The organism is Streptomyces niveus (assembly GCF_001723055.1).
GTDB lineage: Bacteria > Actinomycetota > Actinomycetes > Streptomycetales > Streptomycetaceae > Streptomyces > Streptomyces niveus.
In genome coordinates, this window is sequence record NZ_MDCR01000337.1 from 1 (window position 1) to 13,356 (window position 13,356).

Sequence of the window (13,356 nt, forward strand, 5' to 3'; positions counted from 1 at the left end):
AACCTCCTCGGCCTCGTCGGCGCGTTCGGGGCGCTCGGGCTGGCCGACGAGCGCGACCTGCTGCGGGTGCTGCGCGCCCGGCTTGAGCGGCTGCGGGCCGCCGAGCCCGGCGCGAAGGGGCTGCTCGACCTGCTGCTCGACGCGCCCGTGCTGCGGTGCAAGGCCAACTATCTGACCTGCGTGGACGGGCTCGACGAGCTTGTCGGGGACGTCGAGTCCCAGTCCGTCTACGTCGACCTGACCAACCCCCTCGCGGAGGCCCGCCGGTGACCGAGTCCCCTACCCCTGTGTACGACCTCGTCGGTGTCGGGATCGGGCCGTTCAACCTCTCGCTCGCCGCGCTGGCGCACGGCGCGCCGGACCTGCGCACGCTGTTCCTCGACGCGAAGCCCGCCTTCTCCTGGCATCCGGGCCTGCTGATGGAGGGCACCACCCTCCAAGTCCCTTTCCTGGCCGACCTGGTGACGATGGTCGACCCGACGAGCCCGTGGTCGTACCTCAACTACCTGCGCCATCACGACCGGATGTTCCCCTTCTTCTTCTCGGAACGCTTCCACATACCGCGCCGCGAGTACGACGCGTACTGCCGCTGGGTCTCCGACGCGCTGCCGTCCTGCCGATTCGACGCGCATGTCGAACGGTTGGGCTGGGACGAGAAGCAGGACCTCTTCGCCGTCACCCACCGCGCGGCCGACGGCACACGCTCACGGGTGCTCGCCCGGCAGGTCGTCCTCGGCGTGGGCACGAACCCGGTCGTGCCGAAGGCGCTGCGCCCGCTGCTCGCGGACGGCTCGCACCAGGGCCGGGTCCTGCACAGCGCCGACTACCGCACCCACCGCGCGCGGCTCGCCGCCTGCGACGACGTGACCGTCATCGGCGCCGGCCAGTCCGGCGCGGAGGTCGCGCTGGATCTGCTGCGGCACCAGGACGGGGAGGGGGCGGGCGGACCGTACGTCCGCTGGCTGGCCCGCACGAACGCCTTCGCGCCGATGGAGTACTCCAAGATCGGCCTCGAACACTTCACGCCCGACTACATCCGCTACTTCCGCGCCCTCCCCGAGGCGCGCCGCGAACAACTCGTGGCCGAGCAGTGGCAGCTCTACAAGGGAGTCAGCGAGGAGACGCTGGCCGAACTGCACGACGAGCTGTACGAGCGGACGATCGGCGGGGCGGAGCCAAGAGCCGCGCTGCATCCGGGAGTCGCCGTCGTGGAGGCCGAAGCCAACGGCGACGGACTCACGCTGACGTGCCGTCATGCGCAACAGGACACGCTCTTCGAGATCCGTACGTCCGCGATCGTCTCGGCCACCGGCTACGCGGCGTCCCGGCCCGCGTTCCTCGACGGCCCGGACGGCCTGGGCGCGCTCGTGGACTGGGACGAGAAGGGGCGGTACCGGATAGACGGCGACTACCGCGTCACGCTCGACCCCCGGATCTCGGGCCGACTGTACGTCCAGAACGCCGAGTTGCACACGCACGGCGTCGGCGCGCCCGACCTGACGCTCGGCGCCTGGCGGGCGGCGACGATCCTGAACGCGGTGGCCGGCCGTACGGTGCTGCGGGTGCCGCAACGGACGGCGTGGACGACGTTCGGTGCCCCGCGCGCCACCGCGAAGGTGCCCACCCCTGCCCGTACAGCCGCGTCCGAGGAGACACAACGATGAACCACCCCGACCGGGCCGCCTGGGAGCAGGCCGGCAGGCGTCTGCTGCTCAAGGCGGTGGAGGAGTTCGCGTACGAGGAGCTGCTCGTCCCCGTCCCCGACGGGGCAGGCGGTGCGTACCGTCTCGACTTCGACGGCGACGTCCACTGGACGCTGCGCGCCGCCCGGGGCACCTTCGGCACCTGGCGCGTCGAGCCCGACAGCCTGCGCCGCCACCCCGGCGTCCCCGACGCCGGCCCGGAACGCCTGCTGCTCGACGCGCGCGGTGTGCTCGGGTGGGACGGCGCCACCACCGCCGAGGTCCTGCGCGAACTGACCGCCACCCGGCGGGCCGACGCGTCGGCCATCGCCCACGCGCTGCCCGCCGCAGAGCTGGCCGACCTCGGGTATCTGGAGTTGGAGGCGTACCAGGACGGGCACCCCTGCATGCTCCTCAACAAGGGCCGGCTCGGCTTCTCGGCGTCGGACGCCGCCGCCTACGCGCCCGAATCGGCCCCCGCCGTACGGCTGTTGTGGGCGGCCGTGCACCGCGACCTCGCCGCCTACTCCGGCGTCCCCGGGCTCGACACCGAACGGCTGCTCGCCGAGGAGCTGGACGCGGCCACGAGGGAACGTTTCGCCGCCGTGCTCGCCCGCGAGTGCGCCGGGTCCGGCCTGCCCGCCGACGCGTTCGTCCTGCTGCCCGTGCACCCCTTCCACTGGGACGAGGCCGTCGCCACCCTCTTCGCGCCCTACCTCGCCGACGGCCGCGTCGTGCTGCTCGGCCGGAGCGACGACCGCTACCGCCCGCTCCAGTCCATACGCACCCTCGCCAACATCGACCACCCGCACCGCCGCAACGTGAAGGTCCCGCTCCTCATCCGCAACACCCTGGTCTGGCGCGGGCTTTCGACCGGACCCACCGAGGCCGCGCCCGACGTGAGCGCCTGGCTGCACTCCGTACGGGACGCCGACCCGTACCTCCGCGACGAGCTGCGCTTCCATCCGCTCGGCGAGGTCGCGGCCGTCGCCGTCGGTCATCCGCTGTACGAGTCGGTGGCCGACGCCCCGTACCGCTACCACGAACTCCTCGGCGCCGTCTGGCGCGAGCCGGTCGCCGCACTGCTCGACAGGGACGCGGGTGAACGGGCCCGCACCATGGCCGCGTTGCTCAAGACCGGCTCCGACGGGCGGGCGCTCACCGCCGAGTTGGTGGAGCGCTCCGGGCTCACGCCCACCGCCTGGCTGGCCCGGTTCTTCGCCGCGCTGCTGCCGGGGCTGCTGCACTACCTCTACCGCTACGGCGTCGCCTTCTGCCCGCACGGCGAGAACACCGTCGTCCTCTTCGACCGCGACGAGATCCCCCTCGGCATCGCCGTCAAGGACTTCGCCGAGGACGTGAACCTGCTGCCCGGCGCGCTGCCCGAGTACGCGGGACTCACCGGGCGCGCCGACCGCGTCCTGCTGCGCTGGCCGGCGCACGAACTGGCACACTCGCTGCTCAGCGCGGTGTTCGCCGGGCACTTCCGGTTCTTCGCACCGCTGTGCGCCGACCAACTGGGCGTCGGCGAGGACGAGTTCTGGGGCCTCGTACGCGCCGAGATCGAGCGCTACCACGCCCGTTTCCCCGAACTGGCCGACCGCTTCGACGCGTACGGGCTCCTCGCCCCGTCCTTCGACCGCGTCGCGCTCAACCGCGAACAGCTGCTGGGCGGCGGCTTCCACGACCGCGCGGAGCGCGACGAGGGCTTCGACGTCGTACACGGCACGGTGCCGAACCCGCTGGCAAGGACAGAGGAGCGGATATGACCGACCCTTACGAAACACTGCGCGCCGCCTACGCGTCCGGCGCCGTCGAGGAGGTCGTCGTCGCCGTCCCCGACCTTCAGGGCCGCCTCCAGGGCAGCCGCCTGTCCGTCCCGTACTTCCTGGAGGAGACGGCCGACAGCGCCTCGGCGGGCTTCGGCGCCTGCGTGTACCTGCTCGCCTCCGACGTGGAGATGGACACCCGCCCCGGCTACGCGATCGACGCCTGGCAGACCGGCTTCGGCGACTTCCTGCTGCGCCCCGACCCCACCACCCTGCGCACGCACCTCCCCTGGGACGACGGCACGGCCCTCGTCCTCGCCGACGCGCACTGGCCGGGCGACTCCACCTCCCCGGTCGCCGTGGCCCCCCGTCACATCCTGCGCACGCAGCTCGACCGCCTCGCCGAGCGGGGACTGACGGCGCTCGCCGGTACGGAACTCGAATTCCTCGTCTTCCTCGACACCTACCGCGCCGCCCGCGAGTCCCGCTACCAGGGCCTGACGTCGGCCACCACGTACAACGTCGACTACTCGCTCCAGGGCCTCACCGACATGGAGCCCGTCGTCCGCCGCATCCGGCGCGAGATGAGCCGGGCGGGCCTCGCGATGGAGACGGCGCGCGGGGAGGTCCACGCGGGACAGTACGAGATCGTCTTCCGCTACGCGGAGGCGATGACGACCTGCGACAACCACGTCTTCTTCAAGAACGGCGCCAAGCAGATCGCCGCGCAGGAGGGGGTGGCGCTGACCTTCATGCCCAAGTTCGACGAGGGCGAGGGAAACTCCTGCCACATCCACCTGTCACTGCGCGCCACGGACGGCACCGCCGTACTGGCGTCCGGCACCGAGGCCGACGGCATGTCGGACCTGATGCGTCACTTCGTGGCCGGCCAACTCGCCTGCCTGCCGGACTTCGCCCTGCTGATGGCCCCGAACATCAACTCCTACAAACGCCTCCAGCCGGGCGCGTTCGCCCCGACGGGCATCACCTGGGGCCGCGACAACCGCACCTGCCCGATACGCGTGGTGGGCACGGGCCCGTCCCTGCGCCTCGAACACCGCGTCCCCGGCGGGGACGCCAACCCCTACCTGGCACTGGCCGCGGCCATCGCGGCGGGTCTCCACGGCATCGACCACGCCCTCGAACTCCCGCCCCCGCACCGCGAGAACGCCCTGGCGGACCCGTCGGTCCCGCGCCTGCCACGCACCCTCACGGAGGCACTGCACCGCTGGGAGACGAGCGAGACGGCCGCGAAGACCTTCGGCGAACAGACGGTCACCCACTACGCGCAGGCGGCCCGCACGGAACTGTCCGCGTTCGAGACGTCGGTGACGGACTGGGAACGGGTGCGCGGCTTCGAGCGGTTGTGACCGCCCGACGACGACCGGCTAGCTGGCGCCGCCGTAGTTCTTCTCCATCTCGTCCAGCACCTGGCCGGCGCCCGTGTAACCGATGCCCAGCATCCACAGGTTGTCGTCGACCTTGAAGGCCGTCTTCTGCTTCACCGCGGCCAGGTTCTTCCAGAGCGGGCCGCCGATGATGTCGGTCTCCTTGGCCTTCTCCGGGTCGCCGTACGTGGAGTAGAAGATGACGTCCGCGTCGGCCTGGTCGATCTTCTCGGGGCTCACGTCGAGCGAGAAGCCGTCCTTGTCCTGGTTGGCCGGGCGGCCCACGCCCAGGTCGCCGAAGATCGAGCCGACAAAGGTGTCGTTGAGGTAGAGGCGCGTGTCGGCGCCCTCCACGAAGCGGACGAAGCCGAACTTCGTCTTCCGCGCCGCCTCCGGGCCGCCGAGGGCCGTGGTCAGTGAGGTCACGCGGGTGTCGTAGTCCGCGGCGATCTTCTTCGCCTCCGCCGTCCTGCCGAGGGCGTCGGCGTGCAGTTCGAAGTTCTCACGCCAGTTGGGGCCCGTGGTGTCGGAGAAGACCGTCGGTGCGATGGCCGACAGCGGCTTGTAGTTCTTCTCGTCGCGGACCTTGCTACTCAGGATCAGGTCGGGCTTGAGGGCGGCGATGGCTTCGAGGTTCGGCTCGGCGATCAGGCCGACGGGCTTGATGCCCTTCAGCTTCTCCGCGGGAAGGTAGGTCGAGAACGGCACGTCGGCGACGGCCGTCGTCGCGCCGACCGGGGTGATCCCGAGCGTGACCGCGGAGTCGAGCGCGTCCGTGTCGAGCACGACGACACGCTTGGGGTCGTCCGGGACCTTCACCTCGCCCATGGCCGTCCGCACGGCACGCGTCGCTCCCGACTCGGCTTTGTCCGAGGACCCGTCGCTGCTGTCGCCGCCGCACGCGGAGAGCGAGACGGCGAAAGCCGTGACCGCGGCGGCGACGCCGATACGGCGAGTGAGGTGTATGGACACGGTGGTCAAGCCTCCCTGACAGCCGCCCGGAGTCTGCCCGGACGTAACTAAGGTGAACCTAACTTTAGCGGGCCGGACATCACGGCCCGGTCACAGAGCCCCCACACGCCATGTCTTCCGCCCGCCGCCGGGCATCCGCGACGATGTTGCGTCGCCGTATGCCTGGTGAGAGGAGTCGCGTCATGGCCATGTTCCGCGCGGGTGAAGGCGTTCTGCGTCGTAAACCCATCCACGCCATCCAGGACTCCGAGGGCGCGGAGGGCGAGCAGCTCACCCGGACGCTCGGGCTCTGGCAGCTCACCGCGATCGGGGTCGGCGGGATCATCGGGGCGGGGATCTTCACGCTCGCGGGGACCATCGCGAACGGTACGGCCGGGCCCGCCGTCCTCATATCGTTTCTCATCGCCGGGGTCGCGAGCGCGGCGGCGGCCCTGTCGTACGCGGAGTTCGCCGGGCTCATCCCGAAGGCCGGGTCCGCGTACACGTACGGCTACGCGGTACTCGGCGAGTTGGCCGGGTGGTTCATCGGCTGGGACCTGTTGCTGGAGTACACCGCGATCGTCGCCGTCGTCGCGATCGGCATCTCCGGGTACTTCAGCTTCCTCGTCGAGTCGATGGGCGGCGATCTGCCCGCCTGGATGCTGGGCGCGCCCGGTACCGGTGAGGGGCACAAGGTCGACCTGTTCGCCGTCCTGCTCTGCCTGTTCATCGCGTATCTGCTCACCCTCGGCATGCGCAGCGCGGCCCGCTTCGAGATGGTCGTCGTCGTGCTGAAGGTGCTGGTGGTGCTGCTGGTCATCGCCGTCGGTGTCTTCCACATCGACACCAGCAACTACAACCCGTTCTTCCCGTACGGGGTCGGCGGCGCGTTCACCGGGGCCGCGACCGTCTTCTTCGCGGTCTTCGGGTACGACGCGATGAGCACCGCCGCCGAGGAATCGAAGGACTCGCAGCGCCACATGCCGAAGGCGATCATCTACTCGCTGGCGATCTCGATGGTGCTGTACGTGCTGGCCTGCCTGGTGCTGACCGGTATGCAGAACTACAAGGACGTCGACAAGGAGAGCGGCTTCTCGACCGCGTTCGCGTCCGTCGGGCTGGACGGGATCGCCGACATCATCGCGGTCGGCGCGATCATCGGCATCCTCACCGTGATGTTCACCTTCATGCTCGGGGTGACCCGGGTGTGGTTCTCCATGAGCAGGGACGGGCTGCTGCCCAAGTGGTTCGCCAAGACGCATCCGACGCGGAAGGTGCCGACCCGGGTGACCTGGATCGTCGGGTTCGCCTCGGCGGGCATCGCCGGGTTCGTGAAGATCGGCGAGGCCGCCGAACTGACCAACATCGGGATCCTGTTGGCGTTCGCGGTGGTCTGCACTGCGGTGATCGTGCTCCGCTACCGGCAGCCGGATCTGCCGCGCGCCTTCCGCTGCCCGGGGATGCCGGTGGTGCCGGCGATCGGCGTGGTGGCCTCGCTGTGGCTGATCACGTATCTCCAGTGGCAGACCTGGGTGCGGTTCGGGATCTGGTTCGCCATCGGGCTCGTCGTCTACTTCGCGTACTCCTACCGGCGCTCCGAGCTGGCGAAGAAGCAGTAAGGAGAGGAGTAAAGGGGGCCGTACGTAGCATCGGGGGCATGGGCCACCCTCGTACCGACCCCGCCTGGGGCACCCTCCTCGAACTGGGGGAGCAGGCCGCCGGCCCCCTGCACCTGCGGCTCGTCCGGGCCCTTCGGGCGGCCGTCGTGGGTGGGCGGATCGCTCCCGGCAGTGCCCTGCCGCCCAGCCGGGCGCTCGCCGCCGACCTCGGCTGCTCGCGCTGGGTGGTGACCGAGGCGTACGGGCAGCTCGTCGCCGAGGGGTACTTCGAGGCGCGCAGCGGATCGGCGACCCGGGTGCGCGCGCAGACCGCCCCGAGGACCACCGCGCACGGGCGGCCGGTTCAACAGGCTTCTTGGAAGCCGGAGTTCGACATGCTGCCCGGCATGCCGGACCTCCGCGAGTTCCCCCGGAAACGGTGGGCCGACGCCGTACGGGAAGCGGCCGGCGCGCTCACCCCCACCGAGTTCGGCTATCCCGACCCCGCCGGGCACCACGCGCTGCGGGAGCGGATCGCCGCCCATCTCGTACGCGGCCGGGGCGCCGCCCTCGACGCCGGGCAGCTCGTCGTGAGCGGCGGCACGCTGGACGGGGTGCTCCGGCTGTGCCGGGCCCTGCGGGCGGCCGGGCACACCCATGTGGCGATGGAGGACCCGGGCTGGTCGCGGCTGCGTACCGCCGTGACGGCCGCCGGGCTGACCGTCGTCGCCACCCCCGTGGACGACGACGGTCTGCGCGTCGACGTGCTGCGCCGCGCACCGCACGTACGCGCGGTGATCGTGGCGCCCGCGCACCAGTTCCCCACCGGGGTCGTCCTCAGCCCGCCCCGCCGCGCCGAACTCGTCGCCTGGGCACGGGAGACGGACGGCCTGATCATGGAGGACGACTACGACGCCGAGTTCCGCTACGACCGCCGGCCCGTCGGCAGCCTCCAGGGGATGGCCCCGGAACGGGTCGCCCTGCTGGGCTCGCTCAGCAAGACGCTGTCGCCCGCGCTGCGTATCGGCTGGGTGGTCGTTCCGCACGGGCTGCTGGAGCGGGTGTACGCGGCGGACGCCGTCGGGTCGCCGCCGCCGGTGATCGACCAGGTGGCGTTCTCCCGGTTCCTGGAGTCGGGGTCGTACGACCGGCATCTGCGCGCATCGCGGCTCCGCTACCGTCGCCGCCGGGACGGCCTCCTCGCGGAGATCGCCCAACTGCTGCCCCGGCACCGGGTGTCGGGCGCCGCCGCCGGATTCCATCTGCTGCTCCACCTGACGGGGTGCGCGGCCGGGGACGTGGTGCGCGGCGCCGCCCGGCGTGATGTGCGGCTGGCGGATGTGGCGGAGTACGAGGCGGGGGAGGGTGCCTGGAGCGGCGCCCTCGTGGTCGGGTACGGCAACCTCGCCGACTCCGCCCTCCCCGGAGCCGTACGGCGGCTCGCCGACGCGATCCGCGAGGCGGGCGGGGCGACCGGCTAGCAACGCCGGCTGATCAGGCGCGCTCCGCCGGGATCCCCGCCGCGTCCAGCCGCGCCCGTGCCTCCGCCGACAGCTCCACCTCCAACGCGCCCAGCACCTCGTCCAGTTGCGCCACCGAGCTGACCCCCACGATCGGCAGCGCCGACGGATCCGCCCCCATCAGCCACGACAGCACCACCTGGTTGGGAGTGGCGCCCAGCTCCTTCGCCACCTCGCGCAGCACCGCCAGCCGCGCCGGGGTTCCCGGGTGGTCGTACGCGGCGGGCAGCGGCTTGTCCGCGCGGGTGTACCCGCCCGAGAGCAGCGACGAGTAGGCCATGAGCGTCAGTTCGGGCTCGCTGCGCACGTAGTCCAGCAGCTCGGGCGTCACATGCACATGCCCCGACTCCGGCAGGCCGGTGTCGAAGCGCGGCTGGAGGTAGGACTGCCGCTGCTGTACGCACGTGTACGCCGCGAGGCCGTTGGCGCGCGAGAGGTCACGCGCCTGCGCGGTGCGCCACGCGGTGTGGTTGGAGCAGCCGATCAGCCCCGCCTTGCCGCCCGTCACGAGGCCGTCCAGCGTGCCGAGCGTCTCGGCCAGCGGCACGGAACGGTCCTCGATATGGGTCCAGTACAGATCGATCCGGTCCGTGCCCAGCCGCCGCAGACTGCCGTCGACGGCCTTGCCGATCGCGTCCGCCGACAGCCCTTCGGCCGTCTCCAGACCGGTGCCGGGAACGGTGGGCCGGGCCCCGGCCTTGGTCGAGATCAGCACGTCGTCCCGGCCGCCCCGGCTCGCCAGCCAGCGGCCGACCGTGGTCTCGCTCTCGTCGCCGGTGGCACCGGGGACCCAGAAGACGTAGTTGTTGGAGGTGTCGATCAGATTGCCCCCGGCCTCGACGAACCGGTCGAGGATCGCGAAGGACGTCTTCTCGTCCACTCTGCTGCCGAAGGGCAGCGCGCCCAGGCACAACGCGCTGGCCAGGGGCCCGGACGGCCCGCCTATACGGCGTCGTCGCATGTCCACTCTTCTCCTTGTGCTCGTGTTCCTCCCCTCACGCTAGGCGCTGATCGGTGTGGTGTACCGGTCCGATCGTGCGGCGGAAAACCAGACCAATGGCACGAGGGGAGCCGTTCGTGTTCCTCACGCGTCTCCGGGGGAAGACGTGCGCATACCCCCACCGTTCGAGGAGAGACGAGCGTCATGGACTTCCCCACGAATTCGCCGGACGACGGACCCGTCGACACCACACTGGGCGAGCAGTTGCTCCTCCTGTCGCTGGACGACGAGTCCGGGGCCGAGAAGGAATCGGCGAACGTCGCCTTCGCCATCGCCGCCGCTTCACTGGTCGAACTGGCCATCGCGGGCCGGGTCGAGGTGGCCGGCGACCAGGTCACCGTCCAGGACACGACGCCCCTGGGAGACCCCGTCCTGGACACGGCACTGGCCGACATCGACGGCTGGAAGAAGTCCAGGCCGCGCAAGACGAAGGACTGGATCGAGCATCTGAAGCGGGGCGCGGTCTCCGGGACGACCAAGAACCTCGTGGCGAAGGGCCTGGTCCGCGAGGAGACGAAGCGGGTGCTCGGCCTCTTCCCCGTCACCCGCTTCCCGGAGGCCGACGGCTCGGCGGAGGACGTACTGCGCCGCCGGCTCGACGCGGTGATCATGCGAGGCGAGACGGCCGACGAGCGTACGGCCAGTCTGATCGCCCTGCTGCACGGGGCGAAGCTCCACGGACTGCTCTACAAGAAGCCGGAGTTGGCGACCGCCAAGACCAACATGGAGAAGATCGCGCACGGCGAGTGGGCCGCGCCGGCGGTGCGCCAGGCGGTCAAGGCGGCCGAGGACGCGCTGATGACGATCGTCGTGGTGACGACGGTGACGACCGTCATGTGAGCCGCCGCTCCACTCACCAGCCGGTGAACACCAGGTGGTTGACCAGCAGTGCGAGCAGCACCTGCCCGGCCAGCCACCCCCGCCGCCGGCCGGGCAGCAGGGCGGTGGCGGGCAGCAGCCACAGCGTGAACGGCAGCCAGATGCGCTCCGTCTCCGCCTTGCTCATCCCGGACAGATCGGCGGCGAGGATCGCGAGCAGCACCGCCAGGACGAGAACGGCCAGTCTGAGTACGGGGGTTGAGGGCACCCGCGCGGGTCGGGTACTGCGTACGGCGCGGGGCGCGAGCGCGAACACCCGGCCCAGGCCCGCCACCGCCGCGAGACCCACGGCCAGGGTGCTGGCGGCGAGGTTGCCCCAGATCCAGTACCAGTACGGGCGCACCCCGCCCGCGCCCTGGTAGTAGCGCACCACCAACTCCTGATACGCCTCCCACCAGTTGAACCCCGCGAGCGTGAACGCCACCGGTGTCACCAGCGCCCCTGCGAGCACGAACGGCAGCGGGCGCGCGGTCCGGGCCAGGAGCAGGATCCCGAGGCCGGGGACGGCCATGAGCGTCAGGCCGTACGAGAGGTAGCAGGTGAACCCGTACAGCAGCCCGGCCCCCAGCGCCGCAGCCGCCGGGAAGCGCACGGTACGGGTCGCGGCGAGCGCCAGCAGGGCGAGCGACCAGGCGGCGACACCCGCGAAGTAGCCGTCGGCCGACGTACCCATCCAGACGGCGGCCGGGGCCAGCGCCAGGAACGGTGCCGCCCGGCGCGCCAGTCGCTCGTCGGTGAGGGCACGCAGGGTGACGAGGATGGCGACGACGGCCGAGCCGCCGACCACGATGCACCAGACCCCCGCCCAGGAACCGCCGCCGAGGCCGATCCGGTCGAGCCACACGAAGGTGAGGGTGGCGCCCGGCGGATGCCCCGCTACATGGGCGGGCCAGTTGCCGGGCGGGCCGATCACGATGTGGTCGGAGAACCCGCGCAGCGTCGTACCGATGTCGGTGAACCGGTCGATGACGCCGAGGTACTCGTGCTTGGTGGTGAGCCGCTTCGCCACGCCCGTGTGCCAGCCGTCGATGAGCGCCAGCGAGAACGTCCAGGCCAGCGCGGCGGCCCAGGTGGTGAGGAGGAACGCGCGCCACGGCAGCCGGGTGGCGAGGCCGGGACCGTACGCGATGACCAGGGCGGCGACGGTGAGCGCGGCGGGGGTGCCCGGTCCGAAGCGGGGGTCCCAAGTGCCGAGCAGGGGAGGCCAGTTGACCTGGAGGCTGCCGTCGGCCCGCTGGATCGCCCAGCCCACGAGCGAGGCCGCCGTGAGGAGCGCGACGCCGACCGAGGCGGCGACGAGGTCCCGGCGGTTCGGGCGGTGGGATCGGTCGGTGTCTTCGCGGGGAGGGGCGTCCGCCGGCAGGTGTCCGCGTTCGTCGGTCTTCACCCAGGCACGGTATGCAGCGGGTGATCCGATGAGGTGGTACGGCGGGGCCACGTCACCATTTCGTCAGAAGTCGTACCACCTCCTGGGCGGGTGCGCGGGCTTACGGTCGCCGCATGGATCACCGCCCGTCGCTCCCCACCCCCTCGAAGTCGCCTCCGTCGCCCCCGCTGCCGCCACTGCCGACCGATCCCGGCTTCTGGCGCAGTCCGGTGCGCGGCGTCCGGTTCACGGCGGTGCTCGGTCTCGTCCTGCTGGTCGGGCTCACGCTGGTGTTCGTGACGGGCCTGCTGTCGTACGCGGCGTACAACCCGGATCTCGCGGCCGTCAACGACAAGACGCCGGACCGGGGCTGGCTGGGCTTCTATCTCTTCGACTGGCCGACGGACCCGTACTGGCTCTACCGCCTCACGCAGGGATTCCACGTCACGGTGGGCATCGCGCTGATCCCGGTGGTGCTGGCGAAGCTCTGGTCGGTGATCCCCAGGTTCTTCGCGCTGCCGCCGGTCAGATCACTGGCGCACGCGCTGGAGCGGATCTCGCTGCTGCTGCTGGTGGGCGGTGTGCTGTTCGAGCTGGTCACCGGGGTGCTCAACATCCAGCTGGAGTATCTCTTCCCGGGGTCCTTCTACCCGCTGCACTTCTACGGGGCGTGGGTCTTCTTCGCGGGGTTCGTGGCGCACGCGGCGCTGAAGCTGCCGAAGGCGCTGGCGGCGATCCGCAGCGGTGAGCTGCGCTCCGCGCGGCCCGGCGGCGGCGCGGGGGCGTACCGCGCGCCCGGCGGACCCGCCGAAGACGACCTGGCGTCCCCGAGGCCCGCCGCCCCGACAATCTCGCGGCGCGGCGCCTTCGCCGTCGTCGGCGCGGGCTCGCTGTTCATGCTGCTCACGACGGCGGGCCGGAGCTTCGACGGCCCGCTGCGCCGTAGCGCGCTGCTCGCGCCGCACGGCTGGGAGGACCCGGGCGGCGGCCCGAACGGGTTCCAGATCAACAAGACCGCCGCGTCGGTCGGGGTCAGGGCGGCCGAGACGACGGACGCCTGGCGGCTGACCCTCGGCGGCCCCGCCGGGGTGATCAGGCTCTCGCGCGCCCAGCTCCTCGCCATGAGCCAGCACACCTCCGAGCTGCCGATCGCGTGCGTGGAGGGCTGGGCGACGTCGAACCAGTCCTGGCGCGGCGTACGCC

Annotated in this window: 10 protein-coding genes and 1 pseudogene; 8 read left to right on the plus strand and 3 right to left on the minus strand. The window is 71.5% G+C overall.

All coding sequences use genetic code 11. The features are described 5' to 3' along the window. The 4 genes and pseudogenes from BHU15_RS31270 to BHU15_RS31285 all read left to right on the plus strand — a co-directional run. Positions 1-270 (plus strand): annotated as a pseudogene (locus BHU15_RS31270) (siderophore biosynthesis protein); the annotation flags it as partial. After that, positions 267-1,664, plus strand: a complete 1,398-nt coding sequence (locus BHU15_RS31275) for a lysine N(6)-hydroxylase/L-ornithine N(5)-oxygenase family protein (protein WP_069630211.1) — start codon at positions 267-269, stop codon at positions 1,662-1,664. The pseudogene BHU15_RS31270 and the gene BHU15_RS31275, both read left to right, overlap by 4 nt. Next, the gene (locus BHU15_RS31280; RefSeq protein ID WP_069630212.1) at positions 1,661-3,451 is read left to right on the plus strand and encodes an IucA/IucC family protein; all 1,791 of its coding nucleotides are present in this window, start codon (positions 1,661-1,663) and stop codon (positions 3,449-3,451) included. The genes BHU15_RS31275 and BHU15_RS31280 overlap by 4 nt, the downstream gene beginning before the upstream one ends. Next, a complete protein-coding gene (locus tag BHU15_RS31285) occupies positions 3,448-4,821 on the plus strand; it encodes a glutamine synthetase family protein (RefSeq protein ID WP_069630213.1) in 1,374 nt (457 codons plus the stop codon). The genes BHU15_RS31280 and BHU15_RS31285 overlap by 4 nt, the downstream gene beginning before the upstream one ends. An 18-nt stretch (positions 4,822-4,839) precedes the next feature. Here the strand turns inward: BHU15_RS31285 and BHU15_RS31290 are convergent, their stop codons facing one another. Next, complete coding sequence (locus BHU15_RS31290; RefSeq protein WP_069630214.1) at positions 4,840-5,811, minus strand: ABC transporter substrate-binding protein; 972 nt, start codon at positions 5,809-5,811, stop codon at positions 4,840-4,842. A gap of 182 nt (positions 5,812-5,993) precedes the next feature. Between BHU15_RS31290 and BHU15_RS31295 the strand changes: the two genes are divergently transcribed. Then, positions 5,994-7,409, plus strand: coding sequence for an amino acid permease (locus tag BHU15_RS31295; RefSeq protein WP_023540079.1), 1,416 nt, complete (start codon positions 5,994-5,996; stop codon positions 7,407-7,409). A gap of 38 nt (positions 7,410-7,447) precedes the next feature. Then, positions 7,448-8,869 (plus strand): MocR-like pyridoxine biosynthesis transcription factor PdxR, encoded by a 1,422-nt coding sequence (gene pdxR / locus BHU15_RS31300; RefSeq protein ID WP_079128495.1) that lies wholly within the window; start codon positions 7,448-7,450, stop codon positions 8,867-8,869. Between the two features lie 13 nt (positions 8,870-8,882). Here pdxR and BHU15_RS31305 read toward each other — a convergent pair whose 3' ends face one another. Beyond that, positions 8,883-9,869, minus strand: coding sequence for an aldo/keto reductase (locus BHU15_RS31305; protein ID WP_069630218.1), 987 nt, complete (start codon positions 9,867-9,869; stop codon positions 8,883-8,885). Between the two features lie 183 nt (positions 9,870-10,052). Here BHU15_RS31305 and BHU15_RS31310 point away from each other — a divergent pair, with 183 nt between their 5' ends. Then, a complete protein-coding gene (locus BHU15_RS31310; RefSeq protein WP_069630215.1) occupies positions 10,053-10,748 on the plus strand; it encodes a GOLPH3/VPS74 family protein in 696 nt (231 codons plus the stop codon). Between the two features lie 13 nt (positions 10,749-10,761). Here BHU15_RS31310 and BHU15_RS31315 read toward each other — a convergent pair whose 3' ends face one another. After that, the gene (locus BHU15_RS31315) at positions 10,762-12,174 is read right to left on the minus strand and encodes a hypothetical protein (protein WP_069630219.1); all 1,413 of its coding nucleotides are present in this window, start codon (positions 12,172-12,174) and stop codon (positions 10,762-10,764) included. A 113-nt stretch (positions 12,175-12,287) separates the two neighbouring features. On the opposite strand from BHU15_RS31315, the gene BHU15_RS31320 reads away from it, so the two are divergent. Beyond that, positions 12,288-13,356: molybdopterin-binding protein (locus BHU15_RS31320; protein ID WP_069630216.1), on the plus strand; the 1,069-nt coding region annotated here is incomplete at its 3' end.

Excerpts from the sequence above, each read along its gene's own strand:
- BHU15_RS31280 (WP_069630212.1), top strand. The coding sequence starts at position 1,661 with ATGAACCACCCCGACCGGGCCGCCTGGGAGCAGGCCGGCAGGCGTCTG.
- BHU15_RS31285 (WP_069630213.1), top strand. The coding sequence starts at position 3,448 with ATGACCGACCCTTACGAAACACTGCGCGCCGCCTACGCGTCCGGCGCC.
- BHU15_RS31295 (WP_023540079.1), top strand. The coding sequence starts at position 5,994 with ATGGCCATGTTCCGCGCGGGTGAAGGCGTTCTGCGTCGTAAACCCATC.
- pdxR (WP_079128495.1), top strand. The coding sequence starts at position 7,448 with ATGGGCCACCCTCGTACCGACCCCGCCTGGGGCACCCTCCTCGAACTG.
- BHU15_RS31305 (WP_069630218.1), bottom strand. The coding sequence starts at position 9,869 with ATGCGACGACGCCGTATAGGCGGGCCGTCCGGGCCCCTGGCCAGCGCG.
- BHU15_RS31310 (WP_069630215.1), top strand. The coding sequence starts at position 10,053 with ATGGACTTCCCCACGAATTCGCCGGACGACGGACCCGTCGACACCACA.